Annotated in this window: 14 protein-coding genes and 1 pseudogene; 4 read left to right on the top strand and 11 right to left on the bottom strand. The window is 71.3% G+C overall.

Features of this window, described 5'->3' with window-relative positions; translation table 11 throughout:
- Positions 1 to 57 precede the first annotated feature (57 nt).
- Positions 58 to 1,740, top strand: coding sequence for a phospho-sugar mutase (locus M2266_RS22395; RefSeq protein ID WP_277439781.1), 1,683 nt, complete (start codon positions 58 to 60; stop codon positions 1,738 to 1,740).
- Between the two features lie 4 nt (positions 1,741 to 1,744).
- Here M2266_RS22395 and M2266_RS22390 read toward each other — a convergent pair whose 3' ends face one another.
- From M2266_RS22390 to M2266_RS22340, 11 genes and pseudogenes are all read right to left on the bottom strand, one after another.
- Positions 1,745 to 2,560 carry a phosphate ABC transporter ATP-binding protein gene (locus M2266_RS22390; protein WP_277439780.1) on the bottom strand — a complete coding sequence of 272 codons (816 nt, stop codon included), beginning with the start codon at positions 2,558 to 2,560 and terminating at the stop codon, positions 1,745 to 1,747.
- Between the two features lie 18 nt (positions 2,561 to 2,578).
- Entirely contained in the window at positions 2,579 to 3,406 is an 828-nt protein-coding gene (locus M2266_RS22385) for a sortase (RefSeq protein WP_277439779.1), read from the bottom strand.
- 238 nt (positions 3,407 to 3,644) lie between these two features.
- Positions 3,645 to 4,790: an Ig-like domain-containing protein gene (locus tag M2266_RS22380; RefSeq protein ID WP_277439778.1), complete on the bottom strand. Its 1,146-nt coding sequence runs from the start codon at positions 4,788 to 4,790 to the stop codon at positions 3,645 to 3,647.
- Positions 4,791 to 4,909: 119 nt separating this feature from the next.
- Positions 4,910 to 5,887 (bottom strand): substrate-binding domain-containing protein, encoded by a 978-nt coding sequence (locus M2266_RS22375; protein ID WP_277439777.1) that lies wholly within the window; start codon positions 5,885 to 5,887, stop codon positions 4,910 to 4,912.
- 233 nt (positions 5,888 to 6,120) lie between these two features.
- On the bottom strand, positions 6,121 to 8,553 hold the full coding sequence (locus M2266_RS22370) for a hypothetical protein (RefSeq protein WP_277439776.1): 2,433 nt from the start codon (positions 8,551 to 8,553) through the stop codon (positions 6,121 to 6,123).
- A gap of 128 nt (positions 8,554 to 8,681) precedes the next feature.
- Complete coding sequence (locus M2266_RS22365; protein ID WP_277439775.1) at positions 8,682 to 9,977, bottom strand: substrate-binding domain-containing protein; 1,296 nt, start codon at positions 9,975 to 9,977, stop codon at positions 8,682 to 8,684.
- A gap of 106 nt (positions 9,978 to 10,083) precedes the next feature.
- A pseudogene (locus M2266_RS22360) lies at positions 10,084 to 10,380 on the bottom strand (substrate-binding domain-containing protein); the annotation flags it as partial.
- Positions 10,381 to 10,397: 17 nt separating this feature from the next.
- Entirely contained in the window at positions 10,398 to 11,657 is a 1,260-nt protein-coding gene (pstA, locus tag M2266_RS22355; protein WP_277439774.1) for a phosphate ABC transporter permease PstA, read from the bottom strand.
- Positions 11,658 to 11,668: 11 nt separating this feature from the next.
- On the bottom strand, positions 11,669 to 12,691 hold the full coding sequence (pstC, locus tag M2266_RS22350) for a phosphate ABC transporter permease subunit PstC (RefSeq protein ID WP_277439773.1): 1,023 nt from the start codon (positions 12,689 to 12,691) through the stop codon (positions 11,669 to 11,671).
- A 92-nt stretch (positions 12,692 to 12,783) separates the two neighbouring features.
- On the bottom strand, positions 12,784 to 13,161 hold the full coding sequence (locus M2266_RS22345; protein ID WP_277439772.1) for a hypothetical protein: 378 nt from the start codon (positions 13,159 to 13,161) through the stop codon (positions 12,784 to 12,786).
- A gap of 253 nt (positions 13,162 to 13,414) precedes the next feature.
- Positions 13,415 to 14,056 carry a PH domain-containing protein gene (locus tag M2266_RS22340; RefSeq protein WP_277439771.1) on the bottom strand — a complete coding sequence of 214 codons (642 nt, stop codon included), beginning with the start codon at positions 14,054 to 14,056 and terminating at the stop codon, positions 13,415 to 13,417.
- A 234-nt stretch (positions 14,057 to 14,290) separates the two neighbouring features.
- On the opposite strand from M2266_RS22340, the gene deoC reads away from it, so the two are divergent.
- The 3 genes from deoC to M2266_RS22325 are packed head-to-tail and all read left to right on the top strand — an operon-like array spanning position 14,291 to position 17,653.
- The gene (gene deoC / locus M2266_RS22335) at positions 14,291 to 15,283 is read left to right on the top strand and encodes a deoxyribose-phosphate aldolase (RefSeq protein WP_277441303.1); all 993 of its coding nucleotides are present in this window, start codon (positions 14,291 to 14,293) and stop codon (positions 15,281 to 15,283) included.
- Between the two features lie 5 nt (positions 15,284 to 15,288).
- Positions 15,289 to 16,719 carry an aldehyde dehydrogenase family protein gene (locus M2266_RS22330; protein ID WP_277439770.1) on the top strand — a complete coding sequence of 477 codons (1,431 nt, stop codon included), beginning with the start codon at positions 15,289 to 15,291 and terminating at the stop codon, positions 16,717 to 16,719.
- Complete coding sequence (locus M2266_RS22325) at positions 16,712 to 17,653, top strand: aldehyde dehydrogenase family protein (protein WP_277439769.1); 942 nt, start codon at positions 16,712 to 16,714, stop codon at positions 17,651 to 17,653. The genes M2266_RS22330 and M2266_RS22325 overlap by 8 nt, the downstream gene beginning before the upstream one ends.
- Positions 17,654 to 17,705 lie beyond the last annotated feature (52 nt).

The raw sequence follows: 17,705 nt of genomic DNA, 5'->3' as shown, positions 1-17,705 counted from the left end.
CGCCCGCGCCGGCATCCGTACGCCCATTTCCTTCCTCCCCCCGATCAGGAGCCTCATATGGGAACCGACAGGACTCAGCTCACGCACGCCGCGCGCACCTGGCTCGGCGAGGACCCGGACCCGGACACCCGGGCGGAGCTGGAGGCCCTCCTGACGGCGGTGGAGGCCGGTGACGAGGTGGCCGCGGCCGGGCTGGAGGAGCGGTTCGCCGGGACGCTCCAGTTCGGCACCGCCGGGCTGCGCGGCGAGATCGGGGCCGGCCCGATGCGCATGAACCGCTCCGTCGTCATCCGCGCGGCCGCGGGTCTCGCGGGCTACCTCAAGGCGCAGGGACAGACCGGCGGCCTCGTCGTCATCGGCTACGACGCACGCCACAAGTCGTACGACTTCGCGCGCGACACGGCGGCCGTGATGACCGGCGCGGGCCTACGGGCGGCGCTGCTGCCCCGCCCGCTGCCGACCCCCGTCCTCGCCTTCGCCATACGGCACCTCGGCTCGGTGGCCGGCGTCATGGTGACCGCGAGCCACAACCCACCGCAGGACAACGGCTACAAGGTCTACCTCGGCGACGGCTCCCAGATCGTGCCGCCCGCCGACGCGGAGATCGCCGACCAGATCGCGGCGATCGGCTCGCTCGCCGACGTGCCGCTGGCCGCGGACGGCTGGGAGGTCCTCGGCGAGGACGTCATCGAGGCCTACCTGAACCGGGCGGCCGGCGTCGTGGCGCCGAACGGGCCCCGCGACGTGTCCGTGGTCTACACGCCGCTGCACGGAGTGGGCCGCGAGGTCCTGACGGCCGCCTTCGCGCGCGCCGGCTTCCCCGCGCCGACCACCGTCGCCGAGCAGGCGGAACCCGACCCGGACTTCCCGACCGTGGCCTTCCCCAACCCGGAGGAGCCGGGGGCGATGGACCTGTCCTTCAAGGCAGCGCAGTCCGTCGGCCCGGACATCGTCATCGCCAACGACCCGGACGCCGACCGCTGCGCCGTCGCCGTCCCCGACCGCTCCTCGGAGTCCGGCTGGCGGATGCTGCGCGGCGACGAGGTCGGCGCGCTGCTCGCCGTCCACCTGGTGCGCAAGGGGGCGACGGGCACCTTCGCGGCGTCCATCGTGTCGTCCTCACTTCTTTCCAAGATCGCCGCCGCGGCCCGTCTGCCCTACGAGGACACCCTCACCGGCTTCAAGTGGATCGCCCGTGTCGACGGCCTGCGCTACGGCTACGAGGAGGCGCTGGGCTACTGCGTCGACCCGGCCGGAGTCCGCGACAAGGACGGCATCACCGCCGCCCTGCTCATCGCCGAACTGGCCGCGGGCCTCAAGGAGGACGGCCGCACCCTCGACGACCTCCTGGACGACCTGGCCCTCGACCACGGCCTGCACGCCACCGACCAGCTCTCCGCCCGCGTCGCCGACCTCTCCCTGATCGCGGACGCCATGACGCGCCTGCGCGAGAAGCCCCCGACCGTCCTCGCGGGCCTCACCGTCGCCCTCGCCGAGGACCTCGCCGAGGGCAGCGAGGCCCTCCCGCCCACCGACGGCCTGCGCTACACCCTGGCCGGTGACCCGGCCTCCGGCGTCGAGTCGGCCCGCGTCATCGTCCGCCCGAGCGGCACCGAGCCCAAGATCAAGTGCTACCTGGAAGTCGTCGTCCCCGTCACCACCCTGACCGGGGCCCGCAGCACCGCGGACACGGTCCTGACCGCCCTCAAGAGCGACCTGGCGGTAGCGGCCGGCATCTGACGGGTCAGCCGAACCGCCCGTTCACATAGTCGGTGGTGCGCGGGTCCTGCGGGTCGCCGAACATGGCGTCCGTCGGCCCGTGCTCCACGATGACGCCCGGCGTCCCCTGCTCGGCGAGGAAGAACGCGCAGGAGTCCGACACCCGCGCGGCCTGCTGCATGTTGTGGGTGACGATCACGATGGTGACCTCGGACGAGAGGTCCGCGATCGTCTCCTCGATGCGGCGGGTCGACGTGGGGTCGAGCGCCGAGCACGGCTCGTCCATCAGCAGCACCCGGGGCCGCACGGCCAGCGACCGCGCGATGCACAACCGCTGCTGCTGCCCGCCCGAGAGCGCGCCGCCGGGCTGCCGCAGCCGGTCCTTGACCTCGTTCCAGAGGCCGGCCCGCGTCAGACACTCCTCGACCAGGTCGTCGCGCCCGCCACGGGTGGACTTGATGCCGCCCAGCTTCAGCCCGGCGAGCACGTTGTCGTAGAGCGACATCGCGGGGAACGGGTTCGGCTTCTGGAACACCATCCCGATCTGCCGGCGAGCGCTGGTGATGCGGCGCCCCCGCTCGTAGATGTCCTCGCCGTCCAGGAGCACCTGCCCGGCCAGCGACGCCGAGCCGATCAGCTCGTGCATCCGGTTCAGCACGCGCAGAAAGGTCGACTTGCCGCAGCCGGAGGGGCCGATGAGGGCCGTGACCTGGCGCGCGGGCATGGTCAGCGAGACCCGGTCCAGGACCTTGTGGTCCCCGAACCAGGCGGAGACCGCCTCGGCCCGCAGACCGGCCGCACCGATCCCACCGAGAACCGGAAGTACCTCGGTATCCGTCATGAAAATAGAACTCCGTCCTCAGAGCAGATTGGGAAGCAGGCAGATAGCGGCGCCCGACGCGCCGACCCCGAGCGCGGCGAGCACCGGCACGGCGGTGATCCAGGTCTGCCACCGACCCCACCGCCGATGCAGCCACACGGTGAGCAGCGCGGCCGCCAGCAGCGCCTGCGACCACAGGTAGACCGACAACCACGCCCCGCTCTCACTCCCGAGCGGCTTCTCGGCGTCCTCGATCCACCCCGCCCGGCGCGGCCGGGGCGGACTCGGCTGCGTCCGCGACACCAGATCGGCGTCGACCCGCACCACACCGGACGGCGTATAGGCCCCACCGGTCGCGGTGACGAGCGTGAGCCGCCCCTTACCGGCCCCGAGCACCTCGGGCAGCGGATCGCCGTCCCGCCGAATCCCGGTGACGCGGTACTCGGCGGTGGACTGACCGGTCGTCACCCTGATCTCGGCGCCCACCGGCAGCCGCGCGATGTCGTTGAACGGCCCTCCGTACCCCCACGCCCGCCCCAGGATCTGGCTGGTGCCGGCCTGCCCGGGAAACGGCGTGTCCCGCCGATGTCCGGGCCCGGACCGCAACACCCCGGACCCGGTCCCCTCGAAGACGACCTGCTTCACCCCGAGCGCGGGAATCCGCAACAACGCCATGAGCGCGCCCACTTCCAACGGCTTGCCGTCGAACGTGGCCTGCCCGACCGGCGCGGTCCCCATCGCGAGCTGCGCCCGCAGATCGTCATACGCCGTGCGCTGATCACGCGCGTGCTGCAGATGCCCCACAACCGTCAGATTGGCAGCGAACCCAAGCAACAACGCCGCCAGAACACACAACGCGGCCCCCACGAACGCGATCCCGGGAGCGGTCGGCCGTTCGGTCACGGGCTCGGGGGACGTGAGCGGGGGCGGTGGCGCGGGCGGGGCGAGCACGGTCACGGGTGCGCTCCAGAGGTTGAGAGGGACGTGCGACCCAGCGGCGTCCAACAGCCGACAGCGGGCTTTTGAAAGAGGGCGACCACCGGGCCACGGAGGTCGGAACGTGAGGAGGGGGACGGGTCCGCAAGGGGTCCCGGCCCCCGCCCGATCAGCGGTGTCGCGGGGAACCGAACGTCAACAGCCCCCTGCGCCGCGCATACCGCACGAACGCAACCCCCGACACGGCCAGCGCGGCAGCCGCGAACCCCAGCGGCAGGGCCGACCCCGCACCGGTATGAGCAAGGCTCCCGCTCCCACCGGTCCCACCACCGGAAGACCCGGAACCACCAGCACCCCCAGAACCGCCCGTACCCCCCTCACCCGACGTACCGCCGGACGTCACGTCCCCGGTGGTCGCCGTAGGAGACCCCGTGTCAGTAGCGGTAGGCGACCCCGTGTCGCTGGGCGACGGAACCCAGCTGTCGGAGGGGGTCGGAGACCCTGTCCCCGTATCCGTAGCGGAAGGCGACCCCGTAGCCCCCGTGATCACGTACGGAACCACCGCCGACGACGACGCCACGAACGCCCCCGCATCGCCCGGCGTGAACCGCGCCGTCAGATCATGCGCGCCCGCGACCAGCGCGGAGGTCTTCACCGTGGTCTGCCCGGAGGCCACGTCGGCCTCCCCCAGCGCGGTCGCGCCGTCGAAGAACGCGAGCTTGCCGACGGCGGCGGCCGGGTCGACCGTCGCCGTCAGGGCGACTTCCGCGCCCGCGACCGCCGTGCCCGCCGGGCTCACCGCCAGGGCGGTGGCGGTGGGGACGGCCTGGGACTTCACCGTCCAGGTGTCACCGGTGCTGGTGATCGTCGTGGAGAAGGCTGCGGGCGCCGCGTCCCCGGTGCCGTTCCAGCACGTGACGCGCAGCTCGTGGTCACCGTCGGCGACCGGCGCGCCGATGACGTCCGCCAGCGTTCCGCCGATCGCGTCATAGGTGAGGGTGAACGGGCCGGTGTCGAAACCGCCGGACTCGCGGGCGCCGGGGATGGTGACGGCGGAGCCGTCCGGCAGGACGAACTGCAGGGCCGCCGACGCGCCGAAGCCCGCCGGGCAGGCGGCCGAGGTCCGCAGTGAGGCGATGAACGGATCGGCGGTGAGCTCGCCGTTGGCCGGGGTGATCGCGAACGTGCCGGCGCTCACGGCGGGCGCGGCGTGCGCCGCCGGAGCAGCGTCGAACAGGGCCGCCGCGGCGGCGAGAAGGAGCGCGGCCACAGCGAACAGCGCGGCAGGGACTCTTCGTGGTGCGATGACGATCATGGTGGCGATCCCCCCAAGGGATGTTCTGCGGTTCAGGACGGAGGGCCGGGCGCCTGGAGGGCGCCCGGCCGTCACGCGGAGTGGGGTGTCAGATCAGCGGAGCGCAGCGGAACGAACGGTCACTTCTCGCCCTTGACGGTGGTGGCACCGCACGACGTACCGAGCGAGCCGAAGCCGTAGTTCTGGATGACGGTGGTCTGGGCGCAGACCTTCGACGTCGTGCCGACGAAGGTGGAGGAGATGAGCGCGTTCGTCAGCTTCGCGGTCGGGACGACGTTGTAGACGTCGCGCACGATCGGGAACGCGGTGTTCAGGACGCCGGACGTGGTCGGCGCGACGCCGTTGACGTTGCGCAGCACGGCCGAACCACGGCGGTTCGGCACGTTCGGCAGGCTCTTGCCCTGCGCGATGTACTGGGCGATCGAGTACGGCATGATCTGGCTGTTGTTGGTGAGCGCCAGGCCGTTGTTCTCCTGGATCGTGCCGTTGACGCACGAGCCGATCGTGGCGTCGGTCAGGCCGAGGGTGTTCAGCCAGAACTTCCGCGTACCGGAACCGGTCTGCGGCAGCAGCGGCTGGATCGTCACACCGTTGAGAGACGTCAGCGTGCACTTGTAGATGTCGGTCAGCTGGGTCTTGGTGAGGTTCGTCGGCAGTGCGCTGAAGGAGCGCGTGGCGTAGGTGACGCCGTCCTTCGCGAAGGGGATGAAGGTCAGGTCCGTGGTGCTGGTGTCCGACGGGCCGCTCGACGAGCGGGCGAAGTCGAGGCAGCCGGTGGCGTTGTCCACAGCGTTGTTCAGGGCGGCGATGCCGGCCCCGGAACCGTCGGGGCGGGCGAGGGTGTCACAGCCCACCGCACGCGTCTTGAGGGGGGACGTTCCGGTCGCGTCGTAAGAGGCGATGATCTTGCCGCTCGCGTTCGTGACGACGTCGCCGAGACCGTTCACCACGTCCTGGGTGGTGTCGGAACCGACACCGGCGAGCTGCCGGTACTCGCCGGCCGGCGGGTTGGCCGAGGCAGGGACGGCCAGGGCGGCGAGGCTGAGGGCGGCGGTCGCGGTGATGAAGCCGATACGAGCGCGGGACTTGACGTTCACTTCTGTTCTCCTCCGAATAAACGGAATACCGAATGGACGCTCAAGCAAATCCGGACTTTCGTGCTGCCGACCCGTCGATCGGCCATGGCAAACAATTCCCCAAATCTGCTGCAGGGGCCACCAATTAAGGCGGATGAAAAGGTTACGGGAGGGTTTCCAAGGCGCCCCCAAGGGAGTTCGCCGCAGGGAATGCGGACGCCCGGCATCCGAAGGGATGCCGGGAACCGCTGCCCTCAGGACCGGCGTCGCCACGCCCCCCACTTGAGCGTCGCCGGGCCCGCCAGGGCCGCGCCGCCGCCCGCGACGAGGACCGCCGGCAGGACCCAGCGGACGGCGCCGAGCACCGCGCCCGGCGTGGAGCCGGTGGCGCGCACGACGCTCTGCTTCTGCGGATCGATGTGCTTCACGGGGGTCACGGGCGGGGTGGTCGGGGTGGCGGACGCCGGGGGTCCGCCGGAAGCGCCGCCGGCGCCCGTCGTGCCGCCGGGGCCGCCGGACGTCTCCCCACCACGGGCACCGGTTTCGCCCGTGGTTCCCGCGCCGGCCGTGCCGCCGCCGTCCGCCTTCGGCGGGTCCGTCACCTTCTCCAGGGTGCTCGCGGCGGCCAGCGCCCGGGTGCGCAGCCCTTGCGGCATGGGCGCGTAGCCGGGCGGCAGTTGGCCCGCCGACACGCCGGGCGTCTGGCCGGCGCCCGCCGCGTAGCGGATGAGCCGGCTGTACGCCGTGCGGTCAGTGGCCGACCGTCCCGTCGAGGCGGCGGCGTAGGTGACGGTGGTCAGCGGGTACGCCCCGTCCCGGGCACTGGCCGGGTCGGGAGTGAGCACGCCGGGGACGGCGGAGGGCCGCATCATGCCGACGCCCTTCGCGAGGGTGTCGTCCGTCGGCTTCACGAACGTGCCGTCCGCGGTGCGCAGCGCGGCGGTCCGCAGCCCGTACCGGGCCGCCGAGGCGGAGTCGACGAGGGCGATGACGGCCCGGTCGCCCGGCTTGGAGGCCTGGCTGACCAGCTTCGCCTTGTGGGCGTTGCTGTCGAGCTCGGCGACGATCGTCCGCCCGGTGTTGCCGCGCCGGGTGCGCTGGGCGCTGTCGTGCATGTCCTGGGTGTACGGGTCCAGGTCGGTGATGCCGTACGTGAGCGGGTCGTTCGCGGGCACGGAGAGCGCGGGCGACAGCGTCGGGTCGGACTTGGGGAAGTCCGTCAGACCGGTGTCCTTGTCCAGGGTCAGGCTGCCGAAGTACGGATTGATCTTCGTGCCCCAGGGATCCGGCTTCCCGGCGAGGAAGTCCTTCGCCTCCGGGTCCGACCGCAGCCACTGCCAGACCAGCCGCGCGGTGTCGGACTCGTCCAGCGGCACCAGCAGCGAAAGCGGCCGGGCCGCGTCCACCGCCCAGTTCTTGTACTGCGGATTGAGGGCGATGAATTCCGGATCGTTGCGCAGCGAGGCGGGATTCTTCGCCACGTGTGCGGGCGCCTGCGCCAATTGCCAACCCGGTACGTCACGGATATAGGAATGCGTGAGCATTTTCGCGACGAGTCGCGGCGTCAGGCGCATTTCCTGCAGTTCGCCGGAGCCCGGGGTCTCGATGTGGAACCCGAGGGTGAGGCCGGAGACCGCGACGGGCGCGTGCACCACCGGCGGGCCGCCTTCGGCCGCCTCCACCGGGTCGAGGGTGAAGGCCAGCCCGGGGGCGTCGGCCGCGGTCGCCGTCACCTGGCGGCGGGCGTAGGGCTCACCGCTCTGGCTGAAGCCGAACGTCGTGCCGGTGCTCTGGCAGAGCACCGGCTGCCAGGACGTCAGGGCGTCCGTCAACATCTCCGAGCCGATGGTGCGGGACTCGGGCTGACCGATCGGGCAGTAGGAGCCGGTGGCCAGGAAGTCCAGCCGGAAGACGAGCCGCTGCTCCCAACTGGTGGCCGACAGTCCGGACGCGTCCACCTTGTCCCCTGCGGTCCCCATCGTGCCGTCGGCGTCGTGCGCACCACGCGGCACGACGACCAGCCAGCAGTGCCGTGGCCCATCGGCCGTGGCGTCGCCGCAGCCGAGGTGCGGGGCCTGGACGACGGTCTGCGCCTCGAAGACCGACTCCCCCGTGCCGTCGGCTCCGACGCGTACGAACGGCTGCTCGTTGGTGTCGATCGGGCCGAAGTAGGTGAAGTCCGTGGAGGACTTGGTCGGCTTCCCCTTGACGGGGCGGAACGGCACGAAGGGGTTGTCGAAGGGGTGCGCCGGGTCCAGGACGTAGGTCTTCTCGCCCGGGTCGACCTGGTCGGGCAGCGCGCGCTGGCCGGCCCAGCGGCCGCCGGTGCCGCCGATGCCCGAGGCGCCGAACTCGCAGTTCTCCCGGTCGGGCCCGTTCTGACCGTCTCCCCAGCACTGCATGATCTGCAGGTAGTCGGAGGTGAACTCGGTGTCGGTGGTCGGCGCGCCGCCGGTCCAGGTCACCCGGATGCCCTGGGCGCGCAGCTTCTGCGTCTGGTGGACGGTGACCTTGAGGGCGGAGAAGTCGTCGTAGCGGCCCTTGGTGCCGGCGTGCGTGACGGCCGACTCCTCGCCGTCGGCGGCGCTCGCCTGCGAGGCGGTGACGGGCAGCGGCAGCAGGGCGATCACGATCGCGGCGAGGAGGGCGGCGAGACCGAGCACCCGCCGGCTCGCGCGCCTGCTCATGCGCGTGCCGGTTCGCCCGCCCCTGCGCGTGCCTATTCGTGCGCTCAGGCGCTTGCCCATACGTCCACTCAGGCGCTTGCCCATACGTCCACTCAGGCGCTTGCCCATACGTCCACTCAAGCGCTCGCTCATGCGCTCTTCCTCTTACGGTCGGCCCGGGCGCCCAGCGCGCGGGCGGCGATCGGCGGGCCGACGACCACACCGAGCAGCAGGATCGCGGACAGCGCCATCAGCGTGGTGCGCAGCGCACCCCGCCCGCCGGCCGCGAGCGAGACGGGGTTGCCGGCCACGGACGGATCGCCGCCACCGCCGCCGCTGTCGGCCGGCACCTGCTCCCCGGTGTCCGGGTCGATGGCGGTGGCGCCCGTCGCCCCGGCCGTCGTGCCGGTCGTCCCGCCCGCCGTCGTGGCCCCGGTGGTCCCGCCCGCCGCGGTGCCGCCGGTCGTACCGCCGGACGAGCCGGCCGTCGTGCCGCCGGAGGAGGTGCCGGACGTACCGCCGGACGAGGTTCCGCCGTTGGCGCCGGCCTTCACCGGCGTCCGTTCGTCCTTGGCGCCCGCCGTGCCCGTCGAACACTGCGTGCCGCCCTGCTTGTCGCAGGGCTGCGGGTACGGGGCGTTCTTGGCGAGGGTGTTGGAGCCGTCGGCGGAGAAGGTGGGGTTGCGGCAGCCCTTGATGTCGACATTCTTGGCCTCGACACCGGGGATCCGGCGGACCTGCGAGAGGCCGGCCTGCACCAGGTTGATCGGCAGCGGCGAGTAGCCGAGCTGGTCGGCCTGCTGCTGGCCCTCGCAGAGGAAGTAGTAGGCGAAGGCCCCGAGCGTCCTGCCCTTGTCCTCGGTGAAGGGCGCCTCGTTCGAGGTCGGGACGATCATGTAGCTGTAGCTGGAGAGCGGGTACGCCCGCCGGTCACCGGAGCGGTAGACGTTGTCGAGGATCTGCGTCAGGTAGTCCGTGGAGTTCTTGTTCTCGTTGATCCGGGCGGACATCAGGCCCACGGCGACGCTGGAGGCCGTCGGCTCGACGTAGTAGCCGCTGCTGTTGAGCAGCTTGGCGACCGGGAAGCCGGTCTTGATCGCGTACGAGTACTCGACGTACGTGATCGCGCCCTCCGCCTGCGGCTGCCGGACGTAGCCGGAGACCCCCAGCGAGCCGGACTGCGCGGTGAACCCGGAGCCGGGGATGACCGGGTAGTACGACGTGAGACCGCAGGGCGTCGGTTTGCCCGCGCGCCGGCAGTAGTCGTTCCACAGGCCGCTCTGTTCCTTGGCCATCCAGGTGCTGAACTGCGCGGTGGTGCCGGAGCCGTCGGAGCGGACGACGGGGATGACCCGGCGGGCCGGGAGCGTCAGGCCGGGGTTGTCGGCCGCGACCTCGGGCGCGTTCCACATGGTGATCTTCCCGGTGAAGATCTTGGTGAGCACCGCGCCGGACAGCCGCAGGTTGGTGACCCGCTTGCCGCCGATCTTGAGGTTGTAACATGAACGAGGTGCCGCCCGCGACGATCGGCATGTACGCGTAGCCGCGCTTGGGCGGCGCGTCCTTCACGCCGAACTCGGTGAGCCCGTACGGGATCTCCGAGACGCCGAAGTCCGACACCCCGTTCTTGAACTGCTCGCGCCCGACGGACGAGCCGACCGCCGCGTAGTTCACCGTCATGCCGTACTGGGTGACGTTGCGCCGCCACTGGTCCAGCGCGTTGGAGCTCCAGGTCGAGCCCGCGCCGCTGATCTTGGTGTACGAGTCGGCCTGCGCGGCCGGCAGGTTCGAGGCGAGCAGCACGCAGAGCAGCGCGAGGAGCGCGGCGACGAGGCGGGCGCGGTTCATGGTTCCGGGTGCGGGTGTCACAGAGCACTCCTGGTCGAGGCGGATGCAGGTGAGCCGGTCGACTCTTCGGCCCGTGCGGCGGTCCGTTCCTGGAACCGGGCCGCGTCGCGGCGCGAGGCCAGCACGCGCCGGTGCTCCTGGCGGCGGGTCAGTTGGCCGGGGCCGCGACCGCCGATCACACGGGCGGCGATGAACAGCAGCAGGACGAGCGCCATCAGCACCGCGGCCGTGCCGAACCCGCGGGCGATCATGGTCGGCTCGGGGGACTTGATGAACTCGAACGTGGCCAGCGGCAGCGAGATCTGCGGCCCCGACAGCGGATCGGTGTTGGTGACGGCGGTGAACCCCGCGGTGAGCAGCACCGGCGAGGTCTCCCCGATGCCGCGCGCGGTACCGAGGATCACGGAGGTGGTGAGCCCCGACCTGGCGGTCGGCAGCACCACGTGCCACACCGTGCGCCAGCGCGAGGTGCCGAGCGCGTACGCGGCCTCGCGCAGCGGTCCCGGCACCAACCGGATGACGACGTCGGCGGCCCGGATGATGATCGGCAGCATCATCACGGACAGCGCGAGGGCGGCGGCCAGCCCCGAGCGGTCGAGGCCGAGGGTGAGGATCGCGGTCGCATAGATGAACAGGCCCGCCACGATGGACGGCAGGGCCGTCATCGCCTCCACGATGGTCCGCACGAACCGTGCGAACCGGCCCGGCACCTCGTTGAGGAAGACCGCGCACAGCAGCCCGGTCGGGACGGTGACCACCAGCGCGATCCCGATCTGCTCCAGTGTGCCGGTGATCGCGTGCAGGATGCCGCCCGCCGACAGCGGGTCCAGCGGCCCGGCCGACGCCATGTCCTTCGTGTAGAAGTTCAGGTGCGGCAGCGCCTTGCGGCCCTCCCACAGGGTGTAGACGACGACGAACGCGAGCGCGGCGAGCATCAGCAGGCCCAGGCTCTGGGCGAGGACCGCCGCCACCCGGTCGCGGACGGCGGGGCCGTCCTCGTCGAACGAGACCAGCAGCGCGTACAGCCCGAGGAAGAGCCCGTACGCGACGAGTGCGAAGCCGAGCCCGCCGCTGAACGGCAGCAGCCGGGTGAAGAGCAGCGCGGTGATGCTCAGCGACGCCGCCGCGGCGCCCAGCACCGCGTACACGTCGGTGGCCCGCAGCAGCGCGAGCCGCCGGCGGGGCTCACGCACGGCCTCGACCAATGTCGTGGCGGGGAGGGTGGTGCGCGGAACGAGCGGTGGACTGTCTCCGCGCGGTGGGGCGACGAGGGTCATCGGGCACTTCCTCAGGAGTCGCTGGCCGCGCCGGACCGGCTGCGGGCGACGATCGACGATGCGGCGAAGTTGACGACGAGGGTCATCAGGAAGAGCGCGAGGCCCGCGGCCATCAGCGCGGACATGCCGAACTCGCTGGCCTCGCCGTACCGCAGCGCGATCAGCGAGGAGACGGAGCTGGAACCGTTCTGCAGGATGTGCGGCTGCACGGCGAAGACCGGAGAGATGATCAGGTACACGCCGATGGTCTCGCCGAGCGCGCGGCCCAGGCCCAGCATCGTGCCGCCGATCATGCCGCCCTTGCCGAACGGCAGCACGACGCTGCGGATCATGCCCCAGCGCGTCGCCCCCAGTGCGTAGGCGCCCTCCCGCTCGCCGACCGGTGCCTGCGAGAAGACCTCGCGCATCACCGAACAGGCGATCGGCGCGACCATCAGCGCGACGACGATTCCCGCGACGAAGGTCGAGGACGTGTAGACGGTGGCGGTCGCGAGCGGGTCCGACGGATCGGCTCCGTCGACCTTGAACAGGGGGAACCAGCCGAAGTACCGGGCGATCCAGCGCGCGGTGCCCAGTACGTGGCCCTGCAGGAAGAACAGCCCCCACAGCCCGTAGACCACCGAGGGCACGGCGGCCATCAGGTCGACCAGGCTGATCAGCGTCTGCCGCAGCCGGGCCGGCGAGTACTCGCAGATGTAGAGCGCCGTGCCGATGGCGAGCGGTACGGCGAGGCAGATCGCGACGAGCGCGATGAGCACGGTGCCGGTGAGGACGGCCGCGATGCCGAAGTTCCCGGCATCGGGCTCCCACGCCTGGGTGGTGAGGAACGAGAAGCCGGCCTTCGACAGCGCCTGCCACGCCCGGTACAGCAGGAACCCGCCGACGAGCAGCATCACCGCCAGAACGAACCCGCCACCGCCCCGGGCCACCCCGCGGAAGACGCGGTCCGGCAGCCCGGGATCCGCGTACAGCCGCCTCGGTACGTCCTCGACGGCGGCTGCCGCGGGCGGTCGGTCATGCGCTTCCGTGGTCACATGGCTGACGTTCACGGGGTGCGGTGGACGGGCGCGCAAGCGGATGTGAACGAGGAGCCCCGTAGAAGCAACTTCCGTTCATTTACGCCCGGTTACACCACATCGACGCTGTCGGCGCCGATCTCGGTGAGCAGCACGCGGAAGCGGTCGTAGGCGGTCTGGCACGTCGAGTGTCGCTCGTAGGCCCGCGACGAGACGGCGACCGTCCGCCCGTCCATCCCGCGCAGCCGCCACACCCACCCGTTCCTGTCGGCGGCGTGCTGCACTCCCCCGGGCAGCCCCACCGACCCGGCACACAACCGCTCGAACGCCCGCAGGCACTCCCCGTAATCCGGGTAAGCGGTTGCGCCGACCGCGACCGTCCGCCCGTTCTGGGCGGTGAGCCGCCAGGAGTGAAACCCCTCGTCATCGATGTCTATCCGACAGCGCGCACCCACCCCGGCCGCGCCCCCCGTGTCCCCTGCTGCCATCCCCCACCCCTGCTGGCCGTCTCAAGGAAGGCTGCATATGCGGCAACATGCAGCACACGCAATGTAATGAGACGGTGCAGACAAAGGGCGTACTCACAGCGGCGCCACAGCATGCTTCACCCCGAAGTTGCCCCTCGTTCACACCCCCACGGCAAGCGCTCTCGGTGGCCGGCGTCCTGCGGTTTCAGCCCACCTCTACGAACGCGAATACCGCCTGCCGGTCCTGTGATGACGACCACCGGCCCGGCGGGCGTCAGCCGATGGCCAGGAGGACGGCCAGGACGATGGCGCCGGTGGCGATCGGGGCCAGGACCTCGTAGGCCCAGCGGACGGTGACCTCGCCCTGGGCGCCGGGGTTCGCGGCGTTTCGTTCGGCGAGGTCGCGGAGTTCGTCGACGGCCTGGTCGGACCAGGCGCGGACCGGGATGTCCGGGGCGTTGAGGGCGGTGGACTGGCGGGCGGTCGCGGTGGCCGCGCGGGCGGTCTGCCGGGCGACGCGCTTGCGGGCCCGCAGCGAGACCGGGATCGCCCAGAGCTGGTAGCGCTTGCCCCCCGCGATGACCTCCGTCGAGTAGCCGGCCCGGAGGTGTTCCACCGCCGACCACGGCACCGTGATCGTCCGGAACGGGTTACGGATGCGGAGCCGTTCCTCGCCCGCGTAGACGGCGGGCCGGATCGTGAAGGCCGCCAGCAGGGGCAGCGCCGCCAGGAGTCCGGCGAGCGTCAGCCACGGGGTGCGTCCCGAGCCGCGGAGCACCGCGTCGCCGCCGAGCCACAGGGAGAGCGCGATCAGCAGCACTCCGGTGACGATGCCGGCCATCGACCGGTAGACGCGGTCGGCGTACGTGGGCCGGTCGGGCTGCGGGGTCGGCGTGGGGTCGTCGGAACTCGTCATAAGGCCCGATTCTGCCTGACGGGCACCGCGCGGCCGGTCGCGCCCAGGTTGCGTTACGGCATCGGAGGGGGTGGCGTCCGGGGTGGGGAGAGCCGGTCGGCGGCCCCCGATCGCTTGGGGCGCCTGCCCTGTGCGGCTTCCGGTCCCGCCCGCGCACGCCACCCCGTGTGGTGAAGCAATCAGCGGGAGGTGGTGACAGGTCGCTACGCGCGTAGATATGCTCATGTGGTGACCATGCCCACTGTTCCCGCTTTCGGCCCAGAAGCCGCGGCCCGGCTGGCGACGATGGCGGACGTGACCGCCTCGGACACCGCGCTCCGCCGCTTCCTCCACGGACTGCCCGGTGTCGATGCCGTCGGCCTCGAAGCCCGTGCCGCCATGCTCGGCACCCGCTCGATCAAGACGACGGCGAAGACCTACGCCATCGACCTGGCGATCTCCATGATCGACCTCACCACGCTCGAGGGCGCGGACACTCCCGGCAAGGTCCGGGCGCTGTGCGCCAAGGGCATCCATCCGGACCCCACCGATCGCACGGCCCCCAAGGTCGCCGCGATCTGCGTGTACCCGGACATGGTGAAGACCGCCAAGGAGGCGCTGCACGGATCCGGCATCAACGTCGCGTCCGTCGCCACCGCCTTCCCGGCCGGCCGCACCGCGCTGCCGGTGAAGCTCGCCGACACCGCCGACGCGGTGGCCGCCGGCGCGGACGAGATCGACATGGTCATCGACCGCGGCGCCTTCCTCTCCGGCCGCTACATGTCGGTCTTCGAGGAGATCCGCGCGATCAAGGAAGCCTGCCGGAGGCCGGACGGAAGCGCCGCCCACCTCAAGGTGATCTTCGAGAACGGCGAGCTGGCGACGTACGACAACATCCGCCGCTGCTCCTGGCTCGCGATGCTCGCCGGCGCCGACTTCATCAAGACCTCGACGGGCAAGGTCGCCGTCAACGCGACCCCGCCGAACACGCTGCTGATGTTGGAGGCCGTGCGCGACTTCCGCGACGCGGTGGGTGTGCAGGTCGGTGTGAAGCCGGCCGGCGGCATCCGCACCACCAAGGACGCCGTCAAGTACCTGGTGATGGTCAACGAGACGCTCGGCGACGAGTGGCTGTCCCCGCACTGGTTCCGGTTCGGCGCCTCCAGCCTGCTCAACGATCTGCTGATGCAGCGCCAGAAGCTCAGCACCGGGCGATACTCCGGTCCCGACTACGTGACGGTGGACTGACCGACATGGCATTTGAATACGCACCCGCACCCGAGTCCCGCGCGGTCGTCGACATCGCGCCGTCGTACGGGCTCTTCATCGACGGCGAGTTCAGCGAGTCCGCCGACGGCAAGGTCTTCAAGACCGTCTCGCCCTCCTCCGAGGAGGTCCTCTCCGAGGTCGCCCAGGCCGGGGCCGAGGACGTGGACCGGGCGGTGAAGGCCGCCCGCAGGGCGTTCGCGAAGTGGTCCGCGCTGCCGGGCTCCGAGCGCGCCAAGTACCTGTTCCGGATCGCCCGCATCATCCAGGAGCGCTCCCGCGAGCTGGCCGTGCTGGAGTCGCTGGACAACGGCAAGCCGATCCGCGAGACCCGCGACGCCGACCTGCCGCTGGTCGCCGCGCACTTCTTCTACTACGCGGGCTGGGCCGACAAGCTCAGCCACGCCGGCTATGGTGCGAGCCCGCGCCCGCTGGGCGTGGCCGGCCAGGTCATCCCGTGGAACTTCCCGCTGATGATGCTCGCGTGGAAGATCGCCCCGGCGCTCGCCACGGGCAACACGGTGGTGCTCAAGCCCGCCGAGACGACTCCGCTCAGCGCCCTGTTCTTCGCGGACATCTGCCGCCAGGCCGGGCTGCCCAAGGGCGTCGTCAACATCATCACGGGCGACGGCGCCACCGGCGCGGCGCTGGTGGAGCACCCCGACGTCAACAAGGTCGCCTTCACCGGTTCCACGGAGGTCGGCAAGGCCATCGCGCGCTCCATCGCCGGCACGGACAAGAAGGTCACGCTGGAGCTGGGCGGCAAGGCCGCCAACATCGTCTTCGACGACGCGCCCGTCGACCAGGCCGTCGAGGGCATCGTCAACGGCATCTTCTTCAACCAGGGGCACGTCTGCTGCGCCGGCTCCCGCCTCCTGGTCCAGGAGTCGGTGGCGGAGGAGGTGCTGGACGCGCTCAAGCGCCGTATGCAGACCCTGCGCGTCGGCGACCCGCTCGACAAGAACACCGACGTCGGCGCCATCAACTCCGCCGAGCAGCTGGCCCGCATCACCGAGCTCGCCGAGGCCGGCGAGGCCGAGGGCGCCGACCGCTGGGCCCCGTCCTGCGACCTGCCGTCCGCCGGCTACTGGTTCCGTCCGACGCTCTTCACGAACGTGACCCAGGCGCACCGGATCGCCCGCGAGGAGATCTTCGGGCCGGTGCTGTCCGTCCTGACGTTCCGCACCCCCGCCGAAGCCGTCGAGAAGGCCAACAACACGCAGTACGGCCTGTCGGCCGGCATCTGGACGGAGAAGGGCTCGCGCATCCTGTGGATGGCGAACCAGCTCCGCGCGGGCGTCGTCTGGGCCAACACGTTCAACAAGTTCGACCCGACCTCGCCCTTCGGCGGCTACAAGGAGTCGGGCTTCGGCCGCGAAGGCGGCCGTCACGGCCTGGAGGCGTACCTCGATGTCTGAGAAGTCCGAGAAGTCTGAGAAGACTGAGAAGACTGAGAAGAACGAGAAGCTCGGCAGGGTCGAGAAGTCCGAGCGGCTCAGCGTCTTCAAGACGTACAAGCTGTACGTCGGGGGCAAGTTCCCCCGCAGCGAGAGCGGGCGGGTGTACGAGGTGACCGACTCCAAGGGCGACTGGCTCGCCAACGCGCCGCTGTCGTCCCGCAAGGACGCGCGGGACGCGGTCGTGGCCGCCCGCAAGGCGTTCGGCGGCTGGTCGGGCGCGACCGCGTACAACCGGGGCCAGGTGCTCTACCGCGTCGCCGAGATGCTGGAAGGGCGCCGCGAGCAGTTCGTCGCGGAGGTCGCCGCCGGCGAGGGCGTCTCGAAGGTCAAGGCCGCGGCGCAGGTGGGCGCGGCCGTGGACCGCTGGGTCTGGTACGCGGGCTGGACCGACAAGATCGGCCAGATCGTCGGCGGGGCCAACCCCGTCGCCGGGCCGTTCTTCAACCTCTCCACCCCCGAGCCGACCGGCGTCGTGGTCGTCCTCGCCCCCCAGGCGTCGTCGTTCCTCGGCCTGGTCTCGGTGATCGCCCCGGCGATCGCGACCGGCAACACGGTGATCGTCGTGGCGAGCGAGAAGTCGCCGCTGCCCGCGCTGTCGCTGGGCGAGGTGCTCGCCACCTCGGACCTGCCCGGCGGAGTCGTCAACATCCTGTCCGGGCGGACGGCGGAGATCTCCCCGTCGCTCGCCTCCCACCAGGACGTCAACGCGATCGACCTGACGGGCGCGGACGGCGCGCTGGCGAAGGAGCTGCAGATCGCCGCGGCCGACAACCTCAAGCGCGTCCTGCGCCCGCGCGGCGCGAAGGACGGCGACTGGTCGGGCGACCCGGGCACCGACCGCATGACGGCGTTCCTGGAGACGAAGACCGTCTGGCATCCGATCGGCGTGTGAGCAGCCCTCACACGTCATGTGTGAGCAAGGTCTCCGCCCACCGGCACCCCTC

The organism is Streptomyces sp. SPB162 (genome assembly GCF_029504575.1).
Lineage (GTDB): Bacteria > Actinomycetota > Actinomycetes > Streptomycetales > Streptomycetaceae > Actinacidiphila.
The sequence above is the reverse complement of the archived record's forward strand: the minus strand, read 5'-3'. Positions and strand labels throughout refer to the sequence as shown.

Coding starts and splice junctions, on each gene's coding strand:
- M2266_RS22370 (WP_277439776.1), bottom strand. CDS start 8,553: ATGAGCAGGCGCGCGAGCCGGCGGGTGCTCGGTCTCGCCGCCCTCCTC.
- M2266_RS22340 (WP_277439771.1), bottom strand. CDS start 14,056: ATGACGAGTTCCGACGACCCCACGCCGACCCCGCAGCCCGACCGGCCC.
- M2266_RS22325 (WP_277439769.1), top strand. CDS start 16,712: ATGTCTGAGAAGTCCGAGAAGTCTGAGAAGACTGAGAAGACTGAGAAG.
- deoC (WP_277441303.1), top strand. CDS start 14,291: ATGCCCACTGTTCCCGCTTTCGGCCCAGAAGCCGCGGCCCGGCTGGCG.
- M2266_RS22395 (WP_277439781.1), top strand. CDS start 58: ATGGGAACCGACAGGACTCAGCTCACGCACGCCGCGCGCACCTGGCTC.
- M2266_RS22345 (WP_277439772.1), bottom strand. CDS start 13,161: ATGGCAGCAGGGGACACGGGGGGCGCGGCCGGGGTGGGTGCGCGCTGT.
- M2266_RS22330 (WP_277439770.1), top strand. CDS start 15,289: ATGGCATTTGAATACGCACCCGCACCCGAGTCCCGCGCGGTCGTCGAC.
- M2266_RS22390 (WP_277439780.1), bottom strand. CDS start 2,560: ATGACGGATACCGAGGTACTTCCGGTTCTCGGTGGGATCGGTGCGGCC.
- M2266_RS22380 (WP_277439778.1), bottom strand. CDS start 4,790: ATGATCGTCATCGCACCACGAAGAGTCCCTGCCGCGCTGTTCGCTGTG.
- pstA (WP_277439774.1), bottom strand. CDS start 11,657: ATGACCCTCGTCGCCCCACCGCGCGGAGACAGTCCACCGCTCGTTCCG.